The sequence below is a fragment of the Ruegeria spongiae genome (genome assembly GCF_023502395.1).
Taxonomy (GTDB): Bacteria; Pseudomonadota; Alphaproteobacteria; order Rhodobacterales; family Rhodobacteraceae; genus Ruegeria_C; species Ruegeria_C spongiae.
Window position 1 is genome coordinate 206,170 of the sequence record NZ_JAMFMB010000001.1, and the last position, 26,344, is coordinate 232,513.

Sequence of the window (26,344 nt, forward strand, 5' to 3'; positions counted from 1 at the left end):
GAAATGAACGATATGGCACGAGTGGAGAGACGTGTGGGCACCAAAAACGCCAAAATCACCGCGCGTGACGTGCAGGTCCATTATGGCGACACCCACGCCATCAAGGATGTGAACGTTGAGATTGGCGACAAGACCGTCACCGCCTTCATTGGCCCGTCGGGCTGCGGCAAGTCGACCTTTCTGCGCTGTCTGAACCGGATGAACGACACGATTGATGCCTGCCGCGTCCGGGGCGACATCCTGCTGGATGGCGAGGATATCTATGACAAGCGGGTCGATCCGGTGCAACTGCGCGCCAAGGTGGGCATGGTGTTTCAGAAACCCAACCCGTTCCCCAAGTCGATCTATGACAATGTGGCCTATGGGCCGCGCATCCACGGTCTTGCCAGAAACAAGCCGGAACTGGACGAGATCGTCGAGAAATCCTTGCGCCGTGCCGCCATCTGGAACGAGGTCAAGGACCGGCTGGACGCGCCGGGCACCGGCCTTTCGGGTGGTCAGCAGCAGCGTCTGTGCATCGCCCGCGCGGTGGCAACCGAACCAGAGGTTCTGCTTATGGACGAGCCCTGTTCGGCGCTGGACCCCATCGCCACCGCCCAGGTCGAGGAGTTGATCGACGAGCTGCGCCAGCGCTATTCGGTGGTGATCGTGACCCACTCGATGCAGCAGGCCGCGCGGGTCAGCCAGAAGACCGCGTTTTTCCATCTGGGCAACCTTGTCGAGTTCGGCGAGACCGGCCAGATCTTTACCAATCCGCAGGACCCGCGGACGGAAAGCTACATCACCGGGCGTATCGGCTAAGCAAGGGCAGAGAGACATGAGTGAACAACATATCGCATCCGCCTTCGACCGCGAGCTCGAGTCGATACAGGCGCATATCATGAAAATGGGCGGGCTGGTCGAAGAGGCCATCGGCGCCTCGGCGAAGGCGCTCGAAACACGGGACGAGGAACTGGCCCTGAAAGTGCGGGCTGATGACAAAGCCATCGATGCGCTGGAAGAGGTGATCGACGAAGAAGCCGCGCGGCTGATCGCCCTGCGCGCGCCCACCGCGATCGACCTGCGGTTGGTGCTGTCGGTGCTGAAGGTCGCTGGCAATCTGGAACGCATCGGCGATTACGCCAAGAACATCGCCAAGCGCAATACCGTGCTGATCACCGTGCCGCCGGTCAATGACAGCGCCGCCGCCCTGCGCCGCATGGCGCGCGAGGTGGAGCTGATGCTGAAGGACGCGCTTGATTCCTACATCCAGCGCGATGCCGAACTGGCCGCTGACGTGATCGAACGCGACCGCGAGGTCGATCAGATGTACAATGCGCTGTTCCGCGAGTTCCTGACCTTCATGGCGGAAGAGCCGCGCAGCATAACCTCTTGTATGCACTTGCATTTCATAGCCAAGAACATCGAACGCATGGGCGATCACGTGACCTCTATCGCCGAGCAGGTTGTGTATCTCGTCACTGGCGAACGCCCCGAAGAATCGCGCCCGAAAGCCGATACCACCTCACTGACAGCATAAAGGACCAGAGACATGGCTGCTGCCGCTGCACAACCAACCGTTCTGGTGGTCGAGGACGAGCCGGCCCAACGCGAAGTGCTGGGCTATAATCTGGAAGCCGAAGGGTTTCGCGTCGTCAAGGCCGAGAATGGCGAAGACGCGCTGCTGTTGGTGGAAGAGGACAATCCCGACATCATCGTACTGGACTGGATGATGCCCAATCTCAGCGGCATCGAGGTCTGCCGTAGGCTCAAGATCCGCCCCGACACGCGTTCGATTCCGGTCATCATGCTTTCGGCCCGGTCCGAGGAGGTCGATAAGGTACGGGGTCTGGAAACCGGGGCGGACGATTATGTGGTCAAACCCTATTCGGTGGCCGAACTTATGGCCCGCGTCCGTACCCAGCTGCGCCGCGTGCGCCCCTCGACGGTGGGGCTACGGCTGGAATTCGAGGACATCGTGCTGGATGCCGAAACACATAAGGTCAGCCGGTCCGAGCAACCGTTGAAGCTGGGCCCGACCGAGTTCCGCCTGCTGAGCACCTTCATGGAAAAACCCGGTAGGGTCTGGAGCCGCGAGCAATTGCTGGATCGGGTCTGGGGCCGTGACATCTATGTGGATACAAGGACCGTGGATGTGCATATCGGGCGGTTGCGCAAGGCACTGACCCAGCATGGCGGCAATGATCCGGTGCGCACGGTGCGCGGCGCGGGCTATGCGTTGGGCTGAAGCTTAACGCGGCAGATCATCCTCGGGCTGCGCCTTTTGCGCCAGCCAGTCGCGGAATTGGCGCAGAACCGGGTCTTCGGAACTGGTTTTCGGCCAGACCAGATAATAGGCGCCATTCGCCTCGACCGAGTGGTCATGAACCGGGAGCAACCGCCCGGTCGCCAACTCCTGTTCGACCAGATATTCCGGCATCAGGGCGACACCAAGCCCGTGCAGCGCCGCCTGGGTGATGGTCGAGAACTGATCATAGATCATGCCGGGCAGGGGCGGTGACACCGAAACGCCCACGCGCGCAAACCAGTCCTGCCAGGCATTTGGCCGGGTCTGGATATGTAGCAAAGGCAGTTTCAGCAGATCCGCCGGATCATCCGGGACCGCAGCGATCAAACCGGGCGCGGCCACCGGCACCACCCGTTCCGTCTTTAGCAGGAGCGCTTCGGTGCCCCTCCAGTCCGGTTGACCAAAATGTATCGCCGCATCAAAGGGTTCCACATCGAAGCTGAACGGTCTGAGCTGGGTGGACAGGTTGACCGTGATATCGGGATGCAGATGGGTGAATTCGGGCAGTCTGGGCACCAGCCAGCGCATCCCGAATGTCGGCAGGATCGCCAGGTTCAGGCTGCCGCCTGTAGGCTGCACGCGCAATTGGATCGACGCCTGGGCTATCTGGTTCAACGCGGCGCGAACCTCGACGACATAATCCGCCGCAGTCGAGGTCAACGACAGACGTTTCCGATCCCGCCGAATCAGTGTGACACCCAATTGCTCTTCCAGCCCCTGTAACTGACGCGAGATGGCGCTTTGGGTCAGCGCCATTTCCTCGGCCACAGCCGAGGCAGACCCCAGACGATCAAGTGCTTCAAGCGCGCGCAGGGCGGAAAGCGAGGGGATCAGACGGCGGGCAGGGGTCATCTATGCGAAATTCTCACGTATCGATGCGGTTTTATCGCTGTTTTTTGCGCCACACGCACGTTATTTTTGCCCGATACCCGCATTGGAGACCCGCCATGAACGCCCCCGTCGCCACACCATCGCTGAAACCCAAGGACGCCCCGGATCTGGGATCGTTCAACTGGGAAGATCCGCTGCGCCTGGACGACCAGTTGACCGAAGACGAACGCATGATTGCCCAGAGTGCGCGCGCCTATGCGCAAGGCAAGCTGCAGCCGCGCGTGACCGAGGCCTTCGAGTCCGAGGCCACCGATCCCGGCATCTTTCGCGAGATGGGTGAGATGGGACTGCTGGGCATCACCATCCCCGAAGAGTATGGCGGGTTGGGTTCTGGTTACGTCTCTTATGGGCTCGTTGCGCGTGAAATCGAGCGGGTGGATAGCGGCTATCGCTCGATGATGTCGGTTCAAAGCTCGCTGGTGATGTATCCGATCTATGCCTATGGCAGCGAGGAGCAGCGCCGGAAATACCTGCCCAAGCTTTCAAGCGGTGAATGGGTCGGCTGTTTCGGCCTGACCGAACCCGATGCGGGGTCAGACCCGGCAGGCATGAAGACACGCGCCGAGAAGATTGAGGGCGGTTTCCGTCTGACCGGCACCAAAATGTGGATTTCCAACGCGCCGATTGCGGATGTTTTTGTGGTCTGGGCCAAATCCGACGCCCATGACGGCAAGATCCGCGGCTTCGTGCTGGACAAGGGGTTGGAAGGCCTGAGTACGCCAAAAATCCGCAACAAGATGTCCCTGCGCGCCTCGATCACCGGCGAAATCGTGATGGACGGCGTCGAAGTCGACGAGGAGGCGCTGTTGCCAAATGTGCAGGGCCTCAAGGGACCGTTCGGCTGCCTGAACCGGGCGCGCTATGGCATTTCGTGGGGTGTGATGGGCGCGGCAGAGGCCTGTTGGCACGGCGCGCGGCAATACGGGTTGGACCGCAAGCAGTTCAACAAACCGCTGGCACAGACCCAGCTGTTCCAGCGCAAACTGGCCGATATGCAGACCGAGATCGCTTTGGGCCTGCAGGCCAGCCTGCGTGTCGGGCGGTTGATGGATGACGCCAGCGCGGCACCCGAAATGATCTCGATCATCAAGCGCAACAACTGCGGCAAGGCGCTCGACATCGCGCGCCAGTCCCGCGATATGCATGGCGGTAACGGCATCAGCCTGGAGTTCCAGGTGATCCGCCACATGGTGAACCTTGAAACGGTGAACACCTACGAAGGCACCCACGACGTCCACGCGCTGATCCTGGGCCGCGCACAAACCGGTTTGCAGGCATTTTATTGAAATAGGCAAGGGCGCACCGCAGCGTACGCGTTAATTGTATAATTGGTATTATGATTAATTTGATATCGAGTAATATGACGCCAGCACAATGGCTTGGCGTTGACAATCCGTGTGGATGGCCCTCAACCTGCTGAAATGGATATCAGAGATCGAGTTGTTGTTGTAACCGGTGCTGCCGGTGGAATTGGACACGCGCTCGCCAAGGCCTTTGCCGAGCATGGCGCCGCGAAAGTTGTCTGCACGGATTTACATGCACGGGACGTCGAAGATGTCGCACGCAGTATTGATGGCATCGGGATAGCTGCCGACCTGCGCAACGAAGCCGAAGTTGCGCGGCTTATCGAAGATGTCGAGGATCAGACCGGCGGCATCGACATTTTCTGCTCCAATGCGGGCATCCTGACTCTGGGTGGCGTCGAAACCAGCAACGAAGATTGGCAAAAGACCTGGGAAATCAACGTGATGTCACATGTTTGGGCCGCGCGTCATGTGGTGCCGCGCATGATCGCGCGCGGTGGCGGATACCTGCTGAATACCGCTTCGGCCGCTGGCTTGTTGAACCAGATTGGAGCTGCGCCTTACGGGGTCACGAAACATGCCGCGATCGGGCTGGCGGAATGGTTGCACATTACCTATCGCGATGAGGGTATCGGTGTCTCGGTCCTGTGCCCACAGGCCGTCCAGACCGACATGATCCGCGGCAACGAGGCCTCCATCGCCAGTCTGGATGGCATTATCGAGCCAGAAGTCGCTGCGAGGTTTTGCATGGAAGCGATTGAAAAAGAAGAATTCCTTGTGCTTCCACATCCACAGGTCCGGGATTATGTCGCGCTCAAAGGCACCGATTATGAACGTTGGCTCAGCGGCATGCGCAAACTGAAACGTCAGTTTGAACGTTAACGGTCGAGAGCCTCCAGCCCATGCTGCGCAAAGAGCGGCACGTAACGTCCTAATCTTTCGGCATGTTCCGGGTTTGAGGCATTGCCGTCCTGCGCCCGTTTTGCGACCCCTTGCAGAATGCCCGCCATGCGGAAAAACGTGAATGACAGGTAGAACCCGAACCGCTCGATCCGGGGCAAGCCGCGCCGCTCGCAATAGTCCGCAATAAACGCACCATCCGACGGAAGACCAAGCGCTGCGCGGTCGATCCCCGCCAGCCCGCGCCCCTCGCGACCCGGCGGCATCTGCCATTGCATGATAACGGCGGCAAGATCGGCGTATGGATGCCCTATTGTGGACAATTCCCAATCCAGAACCGCCAGACAGGCGCTGCCTTCATGGGCATAGATCAGGTTGTCGATCCGGTAATCTCCATGCACCAGCGTGCGCTGACCGTCATCGGGCGGCATCGCTTTTGGCAGCGCCTCGATCAGCGCGTTCATCCCGGGAATGTCATGGGTTTCCGAGGCGCGATATTGCTTGGTCCAGCGCGTGATCTGGCGTTCGAAATAGTTCCCCTCGGGGCCATAGTCCGACAGCCCTGCCCGGTTGATATCGACGCTGTGCAGCGCGGCCAACACGCGGTTCATCTCATCCATGATCGCCGTGCGCGCCTGGGGTGTTTCATCCGGCATGGTCGGGTCGGTGAAAATGCGCCCGTCCACATGCTCCATCACATAAAAATCGGAACCGATCACCGCGTCGTCCTGACACAGAACATGCATGGCCGCGACCGGCACGTCGCTGCCTTCGAGCGCCTTTTGAACCCGGAATTCGCGGTCGACCGCATGGGCCGATTTCAGCAGGACGCCCGGTGGCTTGCGGCGCAGAACATATTTCTTTTCAGGTGTTTGCAAGAGAAAGGTCGGGTTGGATTGACCGGTCTCGAATTTCTGTGCCGTAAGCGGGCCACCATAGCCGGGAAGCTGTTCCGACAAATAGGCGTCGACGGCCTGCAAGTCGATGGATTGGGCAGCGTTGGTCATTAGGTCACCCTTGGGACATATCTTGATTCAGCCTGATAACGCGGCGAGATCACTCGAACGCGGCGGCAAAAATATTCTGCCCCGACATCACGTTGATGCCGCCCGAAACCGGGATGATGGTCCCTGTGACATAACCACCGCCGGGACCACACAGGAACTGCATCGCTGCGGCGATGTCTTCGTCACGTCCGACGCGGCCCAGCGGAACAGACTGGCCGACCTTGTCGCGGGTCGCGGGGTCTGCGGTGGCAAAAGCGGTCATGCGCGACACGAACGGCCCCGGCGCCAGCGCGTTTGCGGTGATATGTTCGCGCGCCAGTTCCTTGGCCAGAATGCGGGTCATGTGGATGATGGCGGATTTCGACGCCGCATAGCTGTAGGCGCCGTCGCCCATCGGAATCTCGCCCATGACCGAGCCGACATTGACGATCCGCGCCGGGTCCTCGGCCCGGGCCGAGGCGCGCAGGAGAGGCAGCAGTTGGCGGGTCAGCTCGAACGGGCCAGCGACATTGACGGCCATGACGTCTTTCCAGGCCTCATACGGGAAGTCATCCAGCGGCGCGCCCCAGGTCAAGCCTGCATTATTCATAAGAATATCAAGGCTGTCCGTCCTGGTCTTGACCTCATCCACAAGCGCTGTGAGCCCCTCGGCAGACCCGACATCGCCGCCAAAGCCCTCTGCCCTGCCCTCTGCCCCCATCGCGTTCAGTTCGTCGGCAACGGCGCGGCAGGCATCCGCTTTGCGCGAAGCGATCAGGACACGTGCGCCGGCCTGCACCAACCCTTCGGCGGCCATGCGACCGATACCGGTCGCGCCCCCGGTCACAAGGGCGGTCTTGCCCTGCAGCGAGAACAGGGTTTGCGGGCTGAGTTTGGTCATGGGGCCTCCGGCGGAATTCGGTCTGGTGTCAATGAACCATTGCATCGGGGGTCGCGATAAACAACATTTGCCTGAACGACTTTGCGTCACCCCGCCTATCCAACCAGATCCCAAGAGCGAGATCCCGATGAAAGCAATGCTGAGCACCGACCCCGGCGGTCCCGAGACGCTGGAACTGACCGACCTGCCCGATCCCGAACCGGGCAAGGGGCAGGTGTTGGTGCGCGTGCACGCGGCGGGCGTCAACTATCCCGACACGCTGATCATCCGCGACCTTTACCAGATGAAGCCGCGCCGCCCCTTTGCCCCCGGCGGCGAGATCGCCGGTGAGGTTCTGAGCTGCGGTGAAGGAGTCTCGAACGTGAAACCCGGCGACCGGGTTCTGGCCCTGACCGGGTATGGTGGTTTCGCGACCCATGCGGTTGCCCCGGCCCAGGCGCTGGTTCCGCTGCCGGATGCGATGCCCTATGACGTGGCGGCGGCGTTCATATTCACCTATGGCACCTCGTATCATGCGCTGCACGATCGGGCGGCGATCAAACCGGGCGAGACATTGCTGGTGCTTGGCGCCGCAGGCGGCGTGGGTTCCGCCGCGATCGAGCTGGGCAAAGCGGCGGGCGCACGGGTGATCGCAGCGGTCTCGTCCGAGGAAAAGGCAGCGTTCTGCACATCGCTGGGGGCGGATGACACGCTGGTCTATGCCAAAGAAATGGATCGCGACGCGCAGAAATCCCTGTCGAATGAGATCAAAACCCTGACCGGGCACAAGGGCGCGGATGTGGTCTATGACGCGGTGGGCGGGGACTATGCCGAGCCGGCGCTGCGGGCCATGGCATGGCAGGGGCGCTATCTGGTCGTCGGCTTTCCGGCCGGCATTCCCAGCCTCCCGCTCAACCTGCCGCTGCTCAAGGGCGTCCAGATCGTCGGGGTGTTCTGGGGGGACGCGGTGCGCCGCGACCCGCAGGCCCATGCTGCCAACATGAAAGCGCTGTTCGATCTTTACGCCGAGGGACGGATCGCACCGCCGGTCAGCGCGCATTTTGCCCTGCCCGAGACGGCGCAGGCGTTGAACCTGATGCAGGACCGCAAAGTGATGGGCAAGGTTGTGATCCTCATGGACGCACCCGAATGATCCCCTCAATCGCAGCCCGGAATTCCGCGCCAACTGCAACCTGTGGACGCAATCTGCCCGCAAATCAGGCAGTTTCCTGTGCGCTGCGACATTCTGACACCAGCATTGCGATCACATTTCGGCGGGTTCGCGCCCGGAATGCCGGATCGTTACCCCCGCACATCCACACCTAATGGTTGCAGGAAAGAAGAGTTCTTTCAGATTATCTCGTTAATATAGCAGGTAAAACATCTTGAAGTTGATGTTCACGCCTTGCCTCGTCGCAAGGACGGCAGTTCATTCGCCCTTATCGGCAGTCCGGTCCATGACTGGACAAGCCGGGCAGAACACGCTTATTGGTTTTATGAATGGGGACATTAGAAATGGCGAATATTCTGGTTCTGAACGGTCCGAACCTCAATCTTCTGGGCACGCGACAACCCGAAGTTTACGGCTCGACCACTCTCGCGATGGTTGAGGATGCGTGCAAACGCCACGGCGCGGAAATCGGGCTGACAATCTCCTGCGCCCAAAGCAATCACGAAGGTGCACTGATCGACCTGATCCATGATGCACGCGGCACCCAGGACGGGATCGTGTTCAATGCCGGAGCGTATACCCACACCTCGATTGCGCTGATGGATGCGATCGCCTCGGTGGAGTTGCCGGTTGTCGAGGTGCATCTGTCCAACATCCACGCCCGCGAGCCGTTCCGCCACAGCTCGTACATCGCCAAGGTTGCGATTGGCCAGATCAGCGGGTTTGGCGCCGACAGCTACCGCTTGGCGCTGGATGCCCTGGCCACGCATATCCGCGGGGGACGACCGGAATGAAGCTGGTCGAATACCTGGAGTTCATCAGCTACACCAAGACGCTTGAAGAGCTCTGGGCGGGTCACACCGCGCAGATGGCGAATTACGGCTTTGACCGGCTGCTTTATGGCTACACCCAATACCGGACCGCCACATCGCTGGGCGATCCCGAGGATTTCGTGATCCTCACAAATCACGATCAGGATTATATCGACGGCTTCCTGCATGCGGGCCTCTACTTTCATGCACCGATGCTGCATTGGGCGCTCGAGAATGAAGGCGCAGGCAGTTGGCGCATGATCAGCGCGTTGATGAGTGACCGAAGCGTGTCAAAGAAGTCTCGCGAAGTCTATGAATTCAACGCCAAAATGGGTGTGACCGTCGGGTACACTGTAAGTTTCAACTCAGTCTCGATCCGTTCGAAAGGGGCGATCTCGCTCTGCGCGCAACCCGATCTGACGCAGGACGAGATCGACGCGCTTTGGGCCGAGAAAGGGCGCGAAGTGCTGCTGATGAACAACATCGCGCATCTCAAGATCCTCACCCTGCCCTACACCGCCCCCAACCGCGCGCTGACCAAGCGGCAGCGCGAGGCGCTGGAATGGGTTGGCGATGGCAAGACCATTCAGGATATCGCCATTCTGATGGGCCTGACATCCGCAACGGTCGAAAAGCACCTGCGCCTTGCGCGCGAGTCTCTGGCGGTGGAAACCACGGCACAGGCCGTTCTGAAAGCCTCGCTGCACAACCAGATGTTCGTGGTCGAGGCCTGACCAGCGCCCATCACGTCCTGGAGCGCGCCAAGTTTACGCGGGGTAAGGAATCCATTACTTTCCCCTTAACGCGTATTCTCGCAATATAGTTACGTTCCGTGAGTGGTGGCTTTAGCCAAGGGACATCGGGAAATGATCCCTGTGATTTCAGGGCACTCAAACCTGTCCGGAGTCGGGTGTGCATAGTCCGCATCCGCTTCGGAGCTTCTGAGGGGTCCCATCCATCCCCATTGAATCGGGGCCCCTCTTCCTCAATCCCCTCATATTTCATTGACGCCAGAGGGCATCGCGACTGTACAGCATCGGATTGGCACGCGCGGCGCATGAAAAAACCGGTCACCCAAAGATGACCGGTTCAATTTGTCTTCAGCAGGTCGGGAGGCCCGACCCGCGATGGAATACCCTCAGCCCTGTACGGCCTTGGCCACCTCGGCTGCGAAGTCTTCCTTTTCAACCTCGATGCCTTCGCCAACTTCCAGACGCACGAAACCGGTGACGGTTGCGCCGGCTTCCTTGGCGGCGGCCTCGACGGTCAGGTCGGGGTTCACAACAAAAGCTTGGTTCAGCAGGGTCGATTCAGCGACGAATTTCTTCATCCGGCCGACGATCATCTTTTCGATCACCTGCTCCGGCTTGCCGGATTCGCGGGCGATGTCCATCTGTACCTGCTTTTCCTTTTCGACAACCGCCGGGTCCATGTCGGCCTCGGACAGGGCCGCCGGGTTGGCAGCGGCGATGTGCATCGCAACCTGCTTGCCGATGGCCGCGTCGCCACCGTTCAGCGCGACCAGAACACCGATCTTGCCCATGCCGTTGGTTGCGGCGTTGTGCACATAAGAAACAACGGTCTCGCCTTCCAGCTTGGCCATCCGGCGCACCGACATGTTCTCGCCAATGGTGGCGATCTTGTCGGTCAGCGTGTCAGCGACGGTCTTACCACCCAGATCAGCCGCTTTCAGCGCGTCGACATCATCGACACCCAGCGCGGCAAAGGCGATCTTGCCGACCATTTCCTGGAACTCGGCGTTCTTGCCGACGAAGTCGGTTTCCGAGTTCACTTCGACGGCAACACCGGTGCCACCCTCGACGACAACGGCAACCAGACCCTCGGCGGCGGTACGGCCCGATTTCTTGGCCGCCTTCGCCAGACCCTTGGTGCGCAGCCAGTCGATGGCTTCGTCCATGTTGCCTTCGGTTTCAGTCAGCGCCTTCTTGGCGTCCATCATGCCTGCGCCTGTGGTGTCGCGCAGTTCTTTCACCATTGCTGCTGTGATTGCCATCTCTTGGCTCTCCTCAATTCAAAACGGTTTGGGGCAGGTCATACCCTGCCCCTGATGTCATTTCGATGACGGTCGGATCAGGCTTCGGCAGGCGTTTCCGCTGCCGGGGCCTCTTCGGCAACGGCCTCTTCGACCGGCGCTTCTTCCATCGCGCCCAGATCAACACCGGCGCTGCCCAGCTGGGCGGTCATGCCGTCCAGCGCGGCGCGGGCTGCCAGATCGCAATAGAGCGAGATCGCGCGGGCCGCGTCATCGTTGCCCGGAATGATGTAATCGACACCATCGGGCGAGCAGTTGGTGTCGACAACAGCCACAACCGGGATGCCCAGCTTGTTGGCTTCGGCGATGGCCAGCGCTTCTTTCTTGACGTCGATGACGAAGAGCAGGTCGGGCGTGCCGCCCATCTCGCGGATACCGCCCAGCGATGCTTCCAGCTTCTGCTGGTCGCGCTCCATGCCCAGACGCTCTTTCTTGGTCAGGCCTTCGGCACCGGATTCCATGGCCTCATCGATCTGACGCAGGCGGTTGATCGACTGGGACACGGTTTTCCAGTTGGTCAGCGTGCCGCCCAGCCAGCGGTGGTTCATGTAATATTGCGCCGACTTCTCGGCGGCTTCGGCGATCGGCTGTGCCGCCTGACGCTTGGTGCCGACGAACAGCACGCGGCCACCCTTGGCGACGGTGTCACGGATGGCCTGCAGCGCCTGATCCAGCATCGGAACGGTCTGCGTCAGGTCCATGATGTGGATGCCGTTGCGCGAGCCGTAGATGAACGGGCCCATGCGCGGGTTCCAGCGCTGGGTCTGGTGGCCAAAGTGAACGCCCGCTTCAAGCAGCTGACGCATGGAGAACTCAGGAAGAGCCATGCTCAAGTATCCTTTCCGGTTTCGATCCTCGGCGGGGGTGTAGAGCGGATGCTCCAACCGGGGGTCTGTCAGGGATGTCTCTCCTGAACAGGCCAAAACCCCGCCTGTGGGTTAATGGCGCGCGTATAAGTCAGCACTGACTGAACCGCAAGCCCTATTTTTCAAGGCTGCGCCTCGAGTGCACGCATCTGCCCGTGGCCCTGCCGCACGATTGTTTCGCAATGGGCGGCCAGCGCCTTGCGGTCGGCAAAATCGCTGACTTTCACCGGGATGTGATAGATCAGTTCCACGCTTCCCTGCGGCCAGGCGGCCAGGGTCTTGAGCAGATGCGGCCCGAAGTCCATCTCGCCCCACCAGCCATAAAACCGCTCGGGCTGCCCCTTGGGGGCATGAAACACCACCGAGACCGGCTGCACATACATGAACGCGCGCAGCTCTTCGGTGAAGAAGGCGGCAAACAGCGTGGTCTTGAAGGGCAGCACACGCTGCCCGTCGGTCGAGGTGCCCTCGGGGAAAAACAGCAGTTTGTGCCCGGCTTTCAGACGCTCTTCGAACAGTTTGGTCTGCTCGCGCGCCTTGCGGCGGTCGCGCTCGATGAACACGGTGCCGGTAGCGCGCGCCAGCCAGCCGATACCGGGCCAGGCCGCGACTTCGGCCTTGGACACGAAATAGATGCGTTTGCGGGCGTTGAGCGCAAAGATGTCGAGCCAGGAACTGTGATTTGCCACCACCGCGCCGGGTTCACTCATCAATGTTCCGCTGGTTCTGAAGCCCATCCCAACAATGCGGAACGCGTTGCGGCAGACGAATTGGGTGATGAACGGAGTTACCGGGCGGCGCATCCCGAAAAGCGGACGCTCAATCACGCGCAGCGCCAGCAGGATCAGCAGCCCCCCCAGCACCAGCAACGCCAACAACGGACCGCGCAGCGCAACAAGCGCCCAGCCACGTAATCCAATCCGGAGCGGGTCGGGTGCATCGTTGCCTTGCCAGGTGGTGCTCATGCGCTGCGGCCCCCGCCATAGATGCGCTGCTGCCGGGCGTTGAGGCGCGCGGTATCCAGCACCAGACAGATATCGGTGGTGTTGAAGGCATGGTCGATGAACGCCCCCTCGCCCACAAAGCCGCCGAGACGCAGATAGGCCTTGATCAGCGCGGGCACCTGCACCATGGCGGCGCGCCGGTCCAACTGATCCGGCGCGACCAGATCCATCGACTGGAAATGGTCGGGCTGCGCCCGCACCCGCAGTTCCGGCGGCGCAAGATGGTTGTGATGCAGCATCGACAGCGGCTGCGCCAGTGCCCCCATGTCGGTGCCGTGAAAGCTTGCCACACCGAACAGAACCTCGATGTCGTGATCGGCGACATAATCCGACAGCCCGTTCCACAGATGATACATCGCAGCCCCTCCCCGGTACTCGGCATGCAGGCACGAGCGGCCCAGCTCCAGCAGTTTGCGGCCACTTTGGCGCAGGACGCTCAGATCATACTCATCCTCGGAATAGAACTGACCCATCTTTTTGGCCTGATCACCGCGCAGCAGGCGATAGACACCGACCACCTGATCCGAACTGTCATCCGAGATCAGCATATGGTCAAAATAGGGATCAAATTGGTCCTGCTCCAGCCCCTGCTCATGGTCGACCATCGCACCACCGCCGCCCAATTCGCGCACGAATACGTCATAGCGTAACCGCTGCGCCGCGCGCAGGTCGGCGTCGGTTTCGGCAAGTCTGACTGTAAAGCTCGGTCCGCTATCCGGCATCAGGTTCAGGTCTCAAAAAGCGAGGGTTTGCGCGCTGATACCGCATCGCGTGCGCCGATTGCAACCGACGCCGGATTAACCTTTCGTAAACCTATTTCACGGATCAAAGACGGGCATCAGGGCGATGCGCGTGCCGTCGATCACCATCTTCCCTTGGTCGGGGAAATTCACGGTAATCTTACCGCCGATATTGGACTGTACCTGTCCAATGCCCCAATCGGGGTAATCGGGGTGGCGCACGAACATGCCCGGTGCAAGGATAGCGTTCAGATCAGACATGTCGGCCCCTGTCTGGGATATGAGAAAGCGATATACCGGAGGTAGCGCATGGGCGAAAGCACCGTCAACCTGGCAACCCTGATCGGGTCGCGCATCTGTCATGACCTGATCAGCCCGATCGGCGCGATCAACAATGGTCTGGAACTTCTTGAAATGACAGGCGCACCCAGCGGCCCCGAGATGGATCTGATCTCGGACAGCGTCGACAGCGCCGGGGCGCGGATACAGTTCTTTCGCATCGCTTACGGGATTGCCGGGGCGCAGATGCTGGGCGGGCCCGAGATCCGTTCGGTCCTGAAAGAGGTAAATCGCGGCGCAAGGGTCACCGTGGATTGGACCCATGACGACCCCTGCCCGCGCACTGTGGTTCGGCTGGCCTTCCTGGCGTTCCAGTGCTGTGAAACCGCACTGCCCCAGGGCGGGCAGGTGCGCTTTGACAAGACTGGCGGGCGCTGGACCGTGACCGCGACCGGTCCGGTCCTTTCGTTGGACCCGAAGGTCTGGGAAACGCTGAGCAACCCGGCAGCCGGGGCCGAGATCACGCCTGCGCTGGTTCAGTTCGCGCTGCTGCCCGCAGCCGCCACTGAACTGGGCAACCGCGTCGAGGTGACCTCGGACGAGGCGCAGATCACCATCCGGTTCTGAGCGCTCAGCTCCGGACCGTGCCGTCGCCTTCGACCAGGTATTTGAAACTGGTCAGCTGCGCCGCGCCCACCGGGCCGCGCGCGTGCATCTTGCCGGTGGCGATGCCGATCTCGGCGCCCATACCGAACTCGCCACCATCGGCGAACTGGGTCGAGGCATTGCGCATCAGGATCGCACTGTCGAGGCGTTCAAAGAACCGCGCGGCGGCGGCATCGTCTTCGGTGATGATGCAATCGGTGTGGTTCGAGCCATATCGCCGGATATGCGCGATGGCCGCGTCGATATCGGCCACCGGTTTGGCGGCGATGATCATGTCGAGGAATTCCTTGCCCCAGTCCTCGCTCGTGGCGACCGATGTCCCTTCCTGCGCCAGCGCACCTTCGGCATGGACATCCACGCCCGCCTGAACCAGCGCCGCGATGGTGTCGTGGCCAATCCCGTCAAGAATGTCCTGATGCACCAGCAAGCATTCGGCCGCACCGCAAATACCGGTGCGGCGGGTCTTGGCGTTCATCACCACTTCACGCGCCTTTATCGGGTCCGCATGTTTGTCGATATAGATATGCACGATGCCTTCGAGATGGGCAAAGACCGGAACCCGCGCTTCGCGCTGCACCAGCCCGACCAACCCCTTGCCGCCGCGCGGCACGATCACATCGACGGTGTCGGTCATGGTCAGCAATTCCTGCACCGCCGCCCGGTCGCGGGTCGGCACCAGCTGGATCGCATCCTCGGGCAGGTTGGCCGCTTTCAGCCCGTCAACCAGACAGGCGTGGATCGCGCCGGAGGAATGAAAACTTTCCGAACCGCCGCGCAAGATCACCGCATTGCCCGATTTCAGACACAGCGCACCGGCATCGGCGGTCACGTTGGGGCGGCTTTCATAGATCACCCCGATCACACCCAAAGGCGTGCGCACCCGGCGGATATGCAGGCCACTGGGCATGTCCCATTCGGCCAGAACCTCGCCAACCGGATCGGGTTGTTCGGCCACGGTGCGCAACCCGTCGACCATGCCGCGAATACGGTCTTCGTCCAGCATCAACCGGTCCATCATCGCCGCGCTCAGCCCTTTGTTGCGGCCATAGTCCAGGTCCTTGGCATTGGCGGCGATGATCTCATCCCGGCGGGCCCAGACCGCCTCGGCGGCTCCGATCAGCGCGGCATGCTTGCGCTCGGCATTGGCAAAGGCGAGCTCTGCCGAGGCCGCTTTGGCACGGGCACCGATGTCGGCCATCAGGGCGGGAATGTTGTCGAGGTCTTTCATCACATGCGCCTTTGATCAGATCGTTGCGAGTTCTTTACAGCCAGACGCTTCACAGCGCCATATCATCCCGGTGAATCAGCGCCGCACGCCCGGGATAGCCCAGCGTCTCTTCTATCTCAGAGGATTTGCGACCCTTGATGGCATCAGATTCCTGCGCGGTATAGCGGCTGAGACCCTGCCCCAGTTTTCGAGCCTCGGGTCCGACAATGGCCACGGGATCACCACGACCGAAACTGCCGGACACTTCGACGATGCCTGCAGGCAGCAGGCTCTTGCCATTGGACAAAGCCTTGGCGGCCCCTGCATCCACCAGAACCTCGCCGCGCGGTTTCATCGCCGCAATCCAGCGCTTGCGCGCCGCCTGCGGGTCAAGCGTTGCCGTAAACCAAGTGTGGTTGGCGCCATTTTCAAGCTTTTGCAACGGGTTATCGGGCGATCCTTCGGTGATCGCCATTGCGCATCCAGCCGCCGTCGCCATCTGCGCCGCCATCAGCTTGGTCTTCATGCCCCCTTTCGAGAGCCCCGAGCCGGCGTCGCCCGCCATCCGCTCTATCTCGGGCGTGATGCGGTCGATCACATCGTAGCGCGTGGCAGTGGGGTCCTCAGAGGGATTGGCGGAATAGAACCCGTCCACATCCGAGAGCAGGATCAACTGATCTGCGCCCACGGTAACCGCCACTTGCGCCGCCAGCCGGTCATTGTCGCCATAGCGGATTTCGTCCGTCGCGATCGTGTCATTTTCGTTCACGATCGGCACCACGCCCAGACCCAGCAGCGTTTCCAATGTCGCGCGAGAGTTCAGATAACGGCGTCGGTTGGCGCTATCCTCCAGCGTCACCAGCACCTGCGCGGTCTTGATATCGTAAGGCGTCAGCGCTTCTTCATAGGCCCGCGCCAGCCGAATCTGGCCAACGGCAGCGGCGGCCTGGGATTGTTCCAGCGCCAGATCGGTTCCGCCCAATCCCAGAACACCCCGGCCAAGCGCAATGGAACCGGACGAGACCAGAATAACATCCGCCCCCTGCCCTTTGAGCCATGCGACATCTTCGGCCAGCGAATGCAGCCATCCAGCTCGCAACGCGCCGCTCACACGGTCCACCAGCAAGGCCGAGCCGATCTTGACGACAACCCGCCTTGCAGCGCTCAGGGTTGCCAAACCTGCGCCTCCTCCACGGGTTTGTGGCGCAGGCGGTCGGCGTCGATCTGGCTGCGCAGGGCGCGCAGTACTTCGGTCACGCCTTCGCGGGCCACGCCCGACATCAACATCACCGAGCCACCCGACGCGTCGCGCAGCGCCTGCGCGGCCTCTTCGCGCTGATCCTCGTCCAACGCGTCAACCTTGTTGAGCACCGTCACGCGGGGCTTGTCAGCCAAATGGCCGCCATAGGCCTCAAGTTCGGTGATGATGGTCTGGTAATCTTCGGCCACGGTTTCCGAGGTGCCGTCGACCAGATGCAACAGCACCGCGCAGCGTTCCACATGGCCCAGGAAGCGGTCGCCAATGCCGCGCCCTTCATGGGCACCCGCAATCAGGCCCGGAATGTCAGCCACGACAAATTCCACATTGTCCACGCCGACAACGCCCAGATTGGGATGCAGCGTGGTGAAGGGATAATCGGCGATCTTGGGCCGCGCGTTCGACGTGGCCGCCAGAAAGGTCGACTTGCCCGCATTGGGCAGTCCCAGCAGACCCACGTCAGCAATCAGCTTCAGCCGCAGCCACAGCGTGCGTTCGACGCCTTCCTGCCCCGGATTGGCGCGGCGCGGGGCCTGATTGGTCGAAGATTTGAAGTGCAGGTTGCCAAAACCGCCATTGCCGCCGCGCGCAAGCTGCACGCGCTGACCGACCTCGGTCAGATCGGCGATCACGGTTTCTTCGTCCTCATCCAGGATTTCGGTGCCCACCGGCACCCGCAGGATGATATCGTCGCCATCCTTGCCGGTGCGCTGCTGGCCCTTGCCGGGCTGGCCGTTCCTGGCAAAGAAATGCTGCTGATAACGGAAATCGATGAGCGTGTTCAGCCCATGCACCGCCTCGGCCCAGACCGAGCCGCCCTTGCCGCCATCACCACCATCCGGCCCACCATATTCGATGAACTTTTCGCGGCGGAAGCTGACACAGCCGCCACCGCCGCCACCGGATCGGATATAGACCTTTGCGAGATCGAGAAATTTCATGTGCATCCCCTAATGCAAAGGCCCCATCGGCCTCAAGTCACAGTTTTCGGCTATAGGTCCAGGTGGGCACATTTGCATCGCGCGCCACCGAGAAATTTTCAGCATCGCCCAGATATTCGAAGCCACAGCGTGTCAGCACCCGCGCCGAGGCCGGATTGTCCTGAAATACGCTGGCAAACATCGTGTCATTGTCCAGCGGGTTGGCCAGAACCAGCGCCTCGACCGCCAAGGACGCGATACCGGTGTTCCAGAAAACCGGCGCAACCCAATACCCGATCTCGGATTGATTGCGGTCCAACCGTTCGAGCGCGATCAGCCCCATCAATTCAGAGCCGCCTTCGGGCGTGCCGTCGATGGCCCAGACATCCTCGTCGCGGTATTCGGACATCGAGCGGGTCACAAAATCCTCGACCGCGCCCGGTGGCAAAGGGTGCGGGATCGACTGGGTCATGCTGGCCACGCGTTTGTCGCTGGCGAAATGCTCGATCAGCCCCATATCCGAACGCCGCAAAGGGCGCAGGACAAAGCGGTCGGTCTCAATCACCGGCTGGTTGATGATAGTATCAAATTTCATGCGCGCGTTCCTCCTCCGAACAGCACAAACAGGACCGATGCGACGGTGAGCGCCGCCAATGTCCACATCAGATATTTCTCCGCCGGGCGTCCTGCGACGCTATGCGCGATCCGGTCCCCGGCGAAGGTCCAGATCGGGTGCAGGATCACCTGGCAACTCAACAAACAAACAGCGATTGTGAGCGTAGACCAGAATGGTGACGATCCTGGGGCGACGAAGCCGGTGAACCCGGCCACGATCATGGCCCAGGCCTTGGGGTTGAGCGGATGGACGATCAGACCGGGCAGAAACCCCGGCGCGGCCTGCTCTGCCTGTCCCGGCGACAGGCGCAGGTTCGCGACCTTCCATGCCAACCAGCAGATATAGGCGGCCGAGGCGTATTTCAACGCCGCGAACAGCATTGGGGCCTGATCCGCCAGTTGCATCAGCCCAAAGCCCACCGGCCAGATGATCAGCTGCTTGCCCGCGATCACACCCGCCACAAAGGGCAAGGCCGCCCGGAACCCATAGCGGGCACCGGTGCCCAGCAGGACCATGTTGGCCGGACCCGGTGTGCCCACCTGAGAGGCGGCGAAGATCAGGAAGCTGCCCGCAGCGACGCTCATTGCGCAGCCTCCCAGCAGGCGCGGGTCAGCACCATGTTCTGAATTATGACGTCTCGTTGCAGGGGCTCTGACAGAGCACATCGTCGACCCGTTGGCCGAAAGCCCAGATTGGTCAGAACCGCACACGACCTTTCGTTGCCCAGATGGTAGCCCGACGGCAGATCGGCATCCTGACTTTCGAAGTACCTTGCAACCATCGCCCTTGCGGCTTCAGTCACATAGCCCCGGTTCCAATAGGGTTGCCCGATCCAATAGCCAAGTTCCTCGCCTACGGAGATTGTCCCCACAAGCTTCTGATCTTTCAGAATTGCACATGCATTCAAATCCCGGGTGGCGACGTTCTCGATGAAGTCGAGCGCGTGATCGAGCCGGTAAGGGTATGGTACCCGTGTCAACCAGCGGACCACCTCCAGATTGTTCAGGAGGTCGACCAACTCAGCAGCATCGCCACGCCGGAACCGGCGCAGGACAAGGCGTTGAGTTGTGATCACGTCGGTCATGGGACCGCTCCTGAAAACGAGAAAGGGACCGGCATTTCTGCCGATCCCCGATTTTGTCAAACCTGTTTGGGTTCCGGCTTACTCGGCGGCCTCCGCCACTGGCAGGACCGAAATAAAGGTGCGGTTTTTCAGTCCCTTGTGGAACTTCACGGCACCGTCAACAGTTGCAAAGATGGTGTGATCCTTGCCCATGCCCACGCCTTCGCCCGGCCAAAACTTGGTGCCGCGCTGACGCACGATGATGTTGCCCGGGATGACCGCCTGGCCACCATAGAGTTTCACGCCAAGGCGGCGACCCGCTGAGTCGCGGCCGTTACGGGAGGAACCGCCAGCTTTTTTATGTGCCATTCTCTCTCTCCTTAGCCTTTGGCCAGTTCTTTGGCCTGCTCAACCCATTCGGGTTTCACTTTGACCGCGTCGATAGCAGCAATCTGCTCGTCCGACAAGGCGGCCAGAGCGGCAAAGCTCTCGATACCGGCTTCGGCCAGCTTCTTGGCGGCGGCAGGGCCAACACCGGTCAGCTTGGTCAGGTCGTCGGTGGCAGCGGCAGGTGCTGCGGCCTTCGCTTCGGCCTTTTTGGCAGGCTTGGCAGCAGGTGCAGCGGCGCCCGCAGGTGCGGAACCGGTTGCGGCCTTGATGCCCGACTTGTCTGCGCCAGCGGCCAGAATGTCGGTGATCTTGACCAGCGTCAGCTTCTGACGGTGACCTTTGGTGCGCTGCGAGCTGTGCTTGCGGCGACGCTTGACGAAGTGGATGAGCTTTTCACCCTTGATCTGGTCGATGACCTCGGCCTGAACGGCAGCACCGTCCACAAAAGGCGCACCAACAACCGGAGCGTCACCGCCCAGCATCAGAACTTCGTTGAATTGGATTTTTTCGCCGGCATCAGCAGCAAGTTTCTCGACGCGCAGGATGTCGCCCGCCTGAACCTTGTATTGCTTGCCGCCGGTCTTGAGAACCGCGAACATGCGAGTTTCCTTTTCTTTACCGCGTTCTGTGGTCCCCGGTCCGGGTGTTTGCGACCCCCCGTTTCAGGCAGGGCCACCGTCGAACAGCGCGCCCATTGCAGCGGGCGGAATTGCGGCCCCTGAAGGGCCAATGATAACGAAACCCGGCGCGGGTGTCCGGGCCGGGATGGGCGCTTATTGATGGATCAGTAAAAGATGTCAATCCCTTTTCAGAGATCGCTGGATTGCATGGCGAATCCCACCGCCTCGCCCAGTTCAAACGAGATCCGGTCATAGACCCGGTCAAAGCCCACGAACAGCGCCTGATTAAGCGCCTGCCCCGTCTCGGAGGCGGAGAAGGCAATATTCTCGCGCATCTGCACATCCGTGAGCGGCTGATAGGCCAGCACGAGGAACCCGTGCAGCCACTCGCGGGTGTCACTCTCCATTGCTTCGCGCTGCGAAAACAGCTCGGCCAGCAGCGCGCGGTCGTCGGAACCTGTGTCCTGAATCGAGGCCATGCCCTGGAAAAAGCTGAAATCCGAGCTCAGCGTTCCCTCGACATTACGCACGACCAGTTCGTTGACCTCGATATATTCCTCGATCAGCTGGAACCGGTGGCTGTCGCGATCCATCGTCTTGGCGTTTTCCTGCGCCATCTCCTCCACCGCCGGATCGCTGAGCGCACGGCGGGCTGAGTTTTCAAGCGAGATGATGGTCTGCCCCAGATCGCTGCTGAAAAACACCGCCGCCTCTGATATCTGCGCCGGGTTCAATTCCTCGCGGATGGTGTCGCGCATCGTCTGCACCATCTGGTCGGGCGCATAGATCTCGTCAACCCGCGCAAAGAAATAGCTCCCCGCATCGCCATCCAGCATGTCGGTGTTCAGCGACGCGGCATAGCGGCGCCCCTCATCCACCAGAATGGTGACCACCTCCTCCAGTCGCATGGCGGTGACCAGTTCATCCAGCGATTCCTCGGCCGCCGCCGGAGCCCCGAGCAGCATCGCGGTCGCGATCACCGAGGCCGCGCGGCGCATCACAATTCCTGCGACGGGCGCAACTCGGCCATGCGCGCGGCCAACACTTCGAACCGGTTGGCCATGATCTCGTATTGGACCGCGTTGAGCAGTTCATAGACCTCCTGCATAAGCGGCTGTTCCAGCGCTTCGGTATAGGCCAGCATGTCCGCGTCCGAGAACCCCTGATAGGTATAGGCCGCCCCGGACAGGGCCGAGCGTTGCAGGGCCAGCCGCAATTCGGTTTCATTGTTCTTCAGCATCTCGCGCAGATCGCCGGGATCAAGGCGCAGATCGACCACGCCCGCCGCACTGGCGGCCAGCAGGAACCGGTACTGGATTTCCTGCAGCGCACGCAAGGACGTGCCGGTGGAATCGATGGCCTGGTTCATCCGCTTGAGCGTCTCGACCCGGAGCGATCCATCCTCGACCCATTGCGACACAAGCGCCTCGCCTGCGTCACGCTTGACGGTATCGTCCTCAATCATATGCGAGGCGTTTTCGGCCTCGACCAGTCGCTGGCCCAGATTGCTGGCGTAAAACTCGACCGCATGGGTCAGCGCTTCGTCACTCAGTGTCTGTTCCAGAATGTCCAGCGCGATGCTGCGCATCACCTCGGTATCAAAGACCTCATTGGTCAGTCGGGTCCATTCCGACCCGAAATCGCCGGGATCAAATCCCAGCATCTCAGGCGCCGAGGAGGAGGACAGTGCGATACTGTCCAGCGCCACATCGAATCCGGTGGTTGTCAGAAATGCCTCGACCCGTGTCCGGTCCGCGGCGTGCGCCGCGGATGACGTCCAGAGGATCAGGGCTGCGATCAGGGCCGCAAAATACGGCGGTGTCAAAACTCGTCTCAGCATGCAGTCAAGCCTAATCCATTTCCGTAAACGGGCAATCAATTTCAAGTGATAAATTCTCAAGTGTGGTTTTCGGAAATTTCTGCTTGCACCGCGTGGCGTTCCTGACTACATCCCCGCCTCACAGACCCCCGCGGAGAGGTGCCGGAGTGGTCGAACGGGGCGGTCTCGAAAACCGTTGTGGGTGCAAGCCCACCCAGGGTTCGAATCCCTGTCTCTCCGCCACAGGCTTTTCTACGGGGAAACGCCATTCAACCCTGGATCAGGACACTGAACGGCTCGTCGTTTCGCAGATACGATGAGCGCGCGCAAAAAGCGACCTCATCCGTATCGGTCTACCGCTTGCCTGTTTGGCTGATATTTTTCGCCATCGCCCGGGCGGGCATCAGCCGTTATTGCGCGGGACGCCACATCAGCCATTCTTTCGGGCAGCCTTCGACCGGATGACAGGTGCCCGTCACTTCGAAACCATAGTTCCGGTAAAAGCCGATATTCTCTTCTTTGCTGCTTTCCAGATAGGCAGGCAGCCCGGCTTTGTCCGCCTGTTCCAGCCCGGCCTTCAGCAGCTTGCCGCCCATGCCCTTGCCGCGTCCGGCCAGGGTCGTCCCGATCGCATAGAGGTAGAAATGGGGTTCCTTGGGGCGATGCCGGGCGAACTCGTCATCTGCGGGCAGCGCCCGGATAAGCCGGCGTGGACCACTATGTCTCAGCAGCGCGGCCAAAGTTGGCAACATCTTATGGAACGCGATATGTTTGGACACACCGGGTGGCAACCACATCGTACCGGCGGAATGGTCTTCGGCCACGTGACCGAACCCATGTTTCAGGTATAATTCCCGCGCCACATAGACGTTAAACGCGGTGATGGCGGGCTGCGGCCCAAGGAGGAATTCATTCACAGGATCGCCTGTGAAGCTTTCGCCGATGATTGCGCCGATCAGTTTGTGCTCGCCCCTGCGAAGCGGTCTGATGTTCATTCGAAATTCCTGTGTGGCTCTGGGATGCCGTTCAATATCCGCGCTCAGGCTTGTTACCGTCTGACCGCTGGATGGCGTTGCCCGGGCGATTGATGACGAAAGATTGTTGGTCGCAAGCTGCCTCAATTCTTCTGCACTGTCGAGAGGCCAATGGTCGGGCTCGGTTGACCACCAACCAGTTGCCCTTTCGCGGGGCGCGGGAGGTTCGACAGAGGGGAAAGGAGTTCTGCTTGAATTCGCTTTCGAGTCGGCCTTTGCCCGGACATCGTTAACCAGTCGTTAAAGATTTGATCCAAAATTGAAGTAAATCATGTCAGTTTGATGGGCAGAAGATGCTTCGTGATGCTGGTTTACCTGCCAGACGAGGCCGGACATGAGACCGTGAAAGGAGTGTATCGATGAAACCGCTGGCCAGACCCGCACAGCTTTCGGGCAAGGGTTCAAAGATTGTGACACTCGACAGTTTCCGGCCCCGCGCCAGCCTGTCACCGCTGCGTCAGGCCGAGGCCTATTGGGCCGCGCTGCGTCAGGGGGATGGGGTCCCCAAACGGGCGGCGATCGACCCGCGCGGCCTGTCAAATCTGCTGCAATACGCCTTCATTCTGGAACGTGTGGCCCCCGGCTTGGCCCGGTTCCGGCTGGCCGGACAACACCTGACACAGTTGATGGACATGGAGGTTTCAGGCGTCCCGCTGACCGCTCTGTTTGCGGGACCGGACCGGCAGGCGGTGAGTGATCATCTGACCCGTCTGTTCGATGGCCCGGCCATCGTGGACCTGACGCTCTGCGGGCAGCGCCGGTTCGGGCGCAAGACGCCGACCGCGCGGATGATCCTGCTGCCGCTGCGCAGCGAATGTGGCAATGTAGACCGGGCGCTGGGGGTCATCGTGTCCGAGGATGCCTCGGCCAAGGGTATCGGTCAGATGCATATTGAAACCGCGCATCATCGCGCGATCAGTCCGGAGCTGGAACCCGGACGGTGCGCCGGTACGGGGGCAACCGCACCAACGCGTGACCGGTCGGGTCTTCGGCTGGAGCCGGTTCGCGAGACATGAAAAAGGCGGGCACCCTGCCCGCCTTGTCCGTTTAGCGATAGTGGCCGTGATCAGCTGGCGGCGCGCTTGCTGCCATTCTGGCGGCGCTGTGACAGTTCCTCGGCCACGAGGAAGGCCAGTTCCAGTGACTGGTTGGCATTCAGGCGCGGGTCGCAGGCGGTGTGGTAACGGTCGCTCAGATCCTCTTCGGTCACTGCGCGCACGCCACCGGTGCATTCGGTCACGTCCTGGCCGGTCATCTCGAAATGCACGCCGCCGGGAATTGTGCCCTCGCCCTGATGCACGGCGAAGAAATCCCGCACCTCGCCCAGCACCGCGTTGAAGGGGCGCGTTTTGTAGCCGGTGGCCGACTTGATGGTGTTGCCATGCATCGGGTCGCAGACCCAGGTCACGGTTGCGCCCTCTTCTTTCACCGCATTGATCAGACGCGGCAGGTGTTCAGCCACTTTGCCGGCACCAAACCGCGCGATCAGGGTCAAGCGCCCCGCTTCGTTTTCGGGGTTCAGTTTGCCCATCAAAACCTTGAGGTCCTCGGGCGTCGTGGTGGGCCCGCATTTCAGACCGATCGGGTTCAGCACGCCGCGCGCAAATTCCACATGCGCCCCGTCGGGCTGACGGGTGCGGTCGCCGATCCAGATCATGTGCCCGGAGCCCGCCAGCCAGTTGCCCGAGGTCGAATCAAGCCGCGTCAGCGCCTCTTCGTATTCCAGCAGCAGGCCCTCGTGGCTGGTGTAGAACTCGACCGATTGCAGCGTGTGGGCCGCGTCCTGGGTCACACCGGCGGCTTTCATGAAATCCAGCGTGTCGGTGATGCGGTTGGCCACCTCGCGATAGGCCTCGGCCTTTTCGCTTTCGGTAAAGCCCAGCGTCCAGGCATGAACCTGATGCACATCCGCATACCCGCCCGTGGAAAAGGCCCGGATCAGGTTCAGCGTTGCCGCCGCCTGGGTGTAGGCCTGCAACATCTTTTTGGGATCTGGAATGCGCGACTCTGGCGTGAAGGGCAGCTCGTTGATGATGTCGCCGCGGTAGCTGGGCAGTTCCACCCCGTCCACCACTTCGGTCGGCGCGCTGCGTGGCTTGGCGAACTGGCCCGCCATGCGGCCCACTTTCACCACCGGCACCTTGGCGCCATAGGTCAGCACCATCGCCATCTGCAGCATCACCTTGAACGTGTCACGGATGCCGTCGGCGCTGAATTGCTCGAAGCTTTCGGCGCAATCGCCGCCCTGCAGCAGGAACGCCTCGCCCCGGCCCGCGGCGCCGATATGCTGTTTCAGCCGTCGGGCCTCGCCCGCAAATACCAGCGGAGGATACTTTGCAAGCTGCGCCTCAACCGCAGCCAGGGCCGCCGGATCGGTATAGTCGGGCATCTGAACCCGAGGCTTGTTGCGCCAGTCGGTTTTTTGCCACTCACTCATAGCTTTTCGTCTCCGCTAAGAACTGTTCAGGAGGCTTCTATACAAAAAGCGGGAAACAGAGGCCATACGTGATTTGAAGCTCTTGACGCGGCAATTTACGTCAGAGCATGGTGCTGCGCACGCCATGCTGTCCGGCGCTAC

At 61.1% G+C, this 26,344-nt stretch carries 30 protein-coding genes and 1 tRNA gene; 11 read left to right on the forward strand and 20 right to left on the reverse strand.

What is annotated here, in order from left to right:
* The first annotated feature begins 3 nt into the window (after positions 1 to 3).
* Genes pstB through phoB form a run of 3 tightly spaced genes read left to right on the forward strand, consistent with a single transcriptional unit; the run spans position 4 to position 2,227 of the window.
* Positions 4 to 801 carry a phosphate ABC transporter ATP-binding protein PstB gene (gene pstB / locus M3P21_RS01010; protein WP_249706072.1) on the forward strand — a complete coding sequence of 266 codons (798 nt, stop codon included), beginning with the start codon at positions 4 to 6 and terminating at the stop codon, positions 799 to 801.
* A gap of 16 nt (positions 802 to 817) precedes the next feature.
* A complete protein-coding gene (phoU, locus tag M3P21_RS01015) occupies positions 818 to 1,519 on the forward strand; it encodes a phosphate signaling complex protein PhoU (RefSeq protein ID WP_249706074.1) in 702 nt (233 codons plus the stop codon).
* A 12-nt stretch (positions 1,520 to 1,531) separates the two neighbouring features.
* Positions 1,532 to 2,227, forward strand: a complete 696-nt coding sequence (phoB, locus tag M3P21_RS01020; RefSeq protein WP_249706076.1) for a phosphate regulon transcriptional regulator PhoB — start codon at positions 1,532 to 1,534, stop codon at positions 2,225 to 2,227.
* A gap of 3 nt (positions 2,228 to 2,230) precedes the next feature.
* Here phoB and M3P21_RS01025 read toward each other — a convergent pair whose 3' ends face one another.
* Positions 2,231 to 3,139 (reverse strand): LysR family transcriptional regulator, encoded by a 909-nt coding sequence (locus M3P21_RS01025; protein ID WP_249706078.1) that lies wholly within the window; start codon positions 3,137 to 3,139, stop codon positions 2,231 to 2,233.
* A gap of 95 nt (positions 3,140 to 3,234) precedes the next feature.
* On the opposite strand from M3P21_RS01025, the gene M3P21_RS01030 reads away from it, so the two are divergent.
* Positions 3,235 to 4,464, forward strand: a complete 1,230-nt coding sequence (locus M3P21_RS01030; protein WP_249706080.1) for an acyl-CoA dehydrogenase — start codon at positions 3,235 to 3,237, stop codon at positions 4,462 to 4,464.
* Between the two features lie 135 nt (positions 4,465 to 4,599).
* The gene (locus tag M3P21_RS01035) at positions 4,600 to 5,364 is read left to right on the forward strand and encodes an SDR family NAD(P)-dependent oxidoreductase (RefSeq protein WP_249706333.1); all 765 of its coding nucleotides are present in this window, start codon (positions 4,600 to 4,602) and stop codon (positions 5,362 to 5,364) included.
* Here M3P21_RS01035 and M3P21_RS01040 read toward each other — a convergent pair.
* Both M3P21_RS01040 and M3P21_RS01045 read right to left on the reverse strand, forming a co-directional pair.
* On the reverse strand, positions 5,361 to 6,389 hold the full coding sequence (locus tag M3P21_RS01040) for a phosphotransferase family protein (RefSeq protein ID WP_249706082.1): 1,029 nt from the start codon (positions 6,387 to 6,389) through the stop codon (positions 5,361 to 5,363). The two genes, M3P21_RS01035 and M3P21_RS01040, sit on opposite strands and share 4 nt — an antisense overlap.
* Positions 6,390 to 6,438: 49 nt before the next feature.
* The gene (locus M3P21_RS01045) at positions 6,439 to 7,269 is read right to left on the reverse strand and encodes an SDR family oxidoreductase (RefSeq protein ID WP_249706083.1); all 831 of its coding nucleotides are present in this window, start codon (positions 7,267 to 7,269) and stop codon (positions 6,439 to 6,441) included.
* Between the two features lie 127 nt (positions 7,270 to 7,396).
* Here M3P21_RS01045 and M3P21_RS01050 point away from each other — a divergent pair, with 127 nt between their 5' ends.
* From M3P21_RS01050 to M3P21_RS01060, 3 genes are all read left to right on the forward strand, one after another.
* Positions 7,397 to 8,401, forward strand: a complete 1,005-nt coding sequence (locus tag M3P21_RS01050; protein ID WP_249706085.1) for an NADPH:quinone oxidoreductase family protein — start codon at positions 7,397 to 7,399, stop codon at positions 8,399 to 8,401.
* Between the two features lie 362 nt (positions 8,402 to 8,763).
* A complete protein-coding gene (aroQ, locus tag M3P21_RS01055; protein ID WP_249706087.1) occupies positions 8,764 to 9,213 on the forward strand; it encodes a type II 3-dehydroquinate dehydratase in 450 nt (149 codons plus the stop codon).
* Positions 9,210 to 9,965, forward strand: a complete 756-nt coding sequence (locus tag M3P21_RS01060; RefSeq protein ID WP_249706089.1) for a helix-turn-helix transcriptional regulator — start codon at positions 9,210 to 9,212, stop codon at positions 9,963 to 9,965. Before aroQ ends, M3P21_RS01060 begins: the two co-directional genes overlap by 4 nt.
* A 404-nt stretch (positions 9,966 to 10,369) precedes the next feature.
* On the opposite strand, the gene tsf is transcribed toward M3P21_RS01060, so the two are convergent.
* The 5 genes from tsf to M3P21_RS01085 form a co-directional block, all read right to left on the reverse strand.
* Positions 10,370 to 11,245, reverse strand: coding sequence for a translation elongation factor Ts (gene tsf / locus M3P21_RS01065; protein ID WP_249706091.1), 876 nt, complete (start codon positions 11,243 to 11,245; stop codon positions 10,370 to 10,372).
* 77 nt (positions 11,246 to 11,322) lie between these two features.
* On the reverse strand, positions 11,323 to 12,111 hold the full coding sequence (gene rpsB, locus M3P21_RS01070; protein WP_249706093.1) for a 30S ribosomal protein S2: 789 nt from the start codon (positions 12,109 to 12,111) through the stop codon (positions 11,323 to 11,325).
* Between the two features lie 161 nt (positions 12,112 to 12,272).
* Complete coding sequence (olsA, locus tag M3P21_RS01075) at positions 12,273 to 13,115, reverse strand: lyso-ornithine lipid O-acyltransferase (protein WP_249706094.1); 843 nt, start codon at positions 13,113 to 13,115, stop codon at positions 12,273 to 12,275.
* Positions 13,112 to 13,876 carry an L-ornithine N(alpha)-acyltransferase gene (gene olsB, locus M3P21_RS01080; protein ID WP_249706096.1) on the reverse strand — a complete coding sequence of 255 codons (765 nt, stop codon included), beginning with the start codon at positions 13,874 to 13,876 and terminating at the stop codon, positions 13,112 to 13,114. Before olsB ends, olsA begins: the two co-directional genes overlap by 4 nt.
* A gap of 96 nt (positions 13,877 to 13,972) precedes the next feature.
* Entirely contained in the window at positions 13,973 to 14,155 is a 183-nt protein-coding gene (locus tag M3P21_RS01085; protein ID WP_249706098.1) for a DUF3553 domain-containing protein, read from the reverse strand.
* Between the two features lie 48 nt (positions 14,156 to 14,203).
* Here M3P21_RS01085 and M3P21_RS01090 point away from each other — a divergent pair, with 48 nt between their 5' ends.
* Positions 14,204 to 14,800, forward strand: a complete 597-nt coding sequence (locus tag M3P21_RS01090; RefSeq protein WP_249706100.1) for a histidine phosphotransferase family protein — start codon at positions 14,204 to 14,206, stop codon at positions 14,798 to 14,800.
* Between the two features lie 4 nt (positions 14,801 to 14,804).
* On the opposite strand, the gene M3P21_RS01095 is transcribed toward M3P21_RS01090, so the two are convergent.
* The 10 genes from M3P21_RS01095 to M3P21_RS01140 all read right to left on the reverse strand — a co-directional run bounded on the left by M3P21_RS01095 (position 14,805) and on the right by M3P21_RS01140 (position 22,753).
* Positions 14,805 to 16,067, reverse strand: coding sequence for a glutamate-5-semialdehyde dehydrogenase (locus M3P21_RS01095; RefSeq protein WP_249706101.1), 1,263 nt, complete (start codon positions 16,065 to 16,067; stop codon positions 14,805 to 14,807).
* 49 nt (positions 16,068 to 16,116) lie between these two features.
* Positions 16,117 to 17,223 (reverse strand): glutamate 5-kinase, encoded by a 1,107-nt coding sequence (proB, locus tag M3P21_RS01100; protein ID WP_249706103.1) that lies wholly within the window; start codon positions 17,221 to 17,223, stop codon positions 16,117 to 16,119.
* Positions 17,211 to 18,245 (reverse strand): GTPase ObgE, encoded by a 1,035-nt coding sequence (obgE, locus tag M3P21_RS01105; RefSeq protein WP_249706105.1) that lies wholly within the window; start codon positions 18,243 to 18,245, stop codon positions 17,211 to 17,213. The genes proB and obgE overlap by 13 nt, the downstream gene beginning before the upstream one ends.
* A gap of 37 nt (positions 18,246 to 18,282) precedes the next feature.
* Positions 18,283 to 18,819, reverse strand: a complete 537-nt coding sequence (locus M3P21_RS01110; protein WP_249706108.1) for a GNAT family N-acetyltransferase — start codon at positions 18,817 to 18,819, stop codon at positions 18,283 to 18,285.
* Positions 18,816 to 19,424, reverse strand: a complete 609-nt coding sequence (locus M3P21_RS01115; RefSeq protein ID WP_249706110.1) for a LysE family translocator — start codon at positions 19,422 to 19,424, stop codon at positions 18,816 to 18,818. The genes M3P21_RS01110 and M3P21_RS01115 overlap by 4 nt, the downstream gene beginning before the upstream one ends.
* A complete protein-coding gene (locus tag M3P21_RS01120) occupies positions 19,421 to 19,924 on the reverse strand; it encodes a GNAT family N-acetyltransferase (protein WP_249706112.1) in 504 nt (167 codons plus the stop codon). The genes M3P21_RS01115 and M3P21_RS01120 overlap by 4 nt, the downstream gene beginning before the upstream one ends.
* Before the next feature lie 78 nt (positions 19,925 to 20,002).
* A complete protein-coding gene (gene rpmA, locus M3P21_RS01125) occupies positions 20,003 to 20,272 on the reverse strand; it encodes a 50S ribosomal protein L27 (protein WP_249706113.1) in 270 nt (89 codons plus the stop codon).
* A gap of 11 nt (positions 20,273 to 20,283) precedes the next feature.
* Positions 20,284 to 20,892, reverse strand: coding sequence for a 50S ribosomal protein L21 (locus M3P21_RS01130; RefSeq protein WP_249706115.1), 609 nt, complete (start codon positions 20,890 to 20,892; stop codon positions 20,284 to 20,286).
* Positions 20,893 to 21,101: 209 nt separating this feature from the next.
* On the reverse strand, positions 21,102 to 21,911 hold the full coding sequence (locus M3P21_RS01135) for a DUF2059 domain-containing protein (protein WP_249706117.1): 810 nt from the start codon (positions 21,909 to 21,911) through the stop codon (positions 21,102 to 21,104).
* Positions 21,911 to 22,753 carry a DUF2059 domain-containing protein gene (locus tag M3P21_RS01140; protein ID WP_249706119.1) on the reverse strand — a complete coding sequence of 281 codons (843 nt, stop codon included), beginning with the start codon at positions 22,751 to 22,753 and terminating at the stop codon, positions 21,911 to 21,913. Before M3P21_RS01140 ends, M3P21_RS01135 begins: the two co-directional genes overlap by 1 nt.
* Before the next feature lie 132 nt (positions 22,754 to 22,885).
* On the opposite strand from M3P21_RS01140, the gene M3P21_RS01145 reads away from it, so the two are divergent.
* Positions 22,886 to 22,975: transfer RNA gene (locus M3P21_RS01145), tRNA-Ser, on the forward strand.
* Between the two features lie 167 nt (positions 22,976 to 23,142).
* On the opposite strand, the gene M3P21_RS01150 is transcribed toward M3P21_RS01145, so the two are convergent.
* Positions 23,143 to 23,727 carry a GNAT family N-acetyltransferase gene (locus tag M3P21_RS01150; RefSeq protein ID WP_249706120.1) on the reverse strand — a complete coding sequence of 195 codons (585 nt, stop codon included), beginning with the start codon at positions 23,725 to 23,727 and terminating at the stop codon, positions 23,143 to 23,145.
* Positions 23,728 to 24,125: 398 nt separating this feature from the next.
* Between M3P21_RS01150 and M3P21_RS01155 the strand changes: the two genes are divergently transcribed.
* Entirely contained in the window at positions 24,126 to 24,782 is a 657-nt protein-coding gene (locus M3P21_RS01155) for a PAS domain-containing protein (protein ID WP_249706121.1), read from the forward strand.
* Positions 24,783 to 24,832: 50 nt separating this feature from the next.
* Here M3P21_RS01155 and M3P21_RS01160 read toward each other — a convergent pair whose 3' ends face one another.
* Positions 24,833 to 26,203 carry a class II 3-deoxy-7-phosphoheptulonate synthase gene (locus tag M3P21_RS01160; protein ID WP_249706123.1) on the reverse strand — a complete coding sequence of 457 codons (1,371 nt, stop codon included), beginning with the start codon at positions 26,201 to 26,203 and terminating at the stop codon, positions 24,833 to 24,835.
* Positions 26,204 to 26,344: the final 141 nt, after the last annotated feature.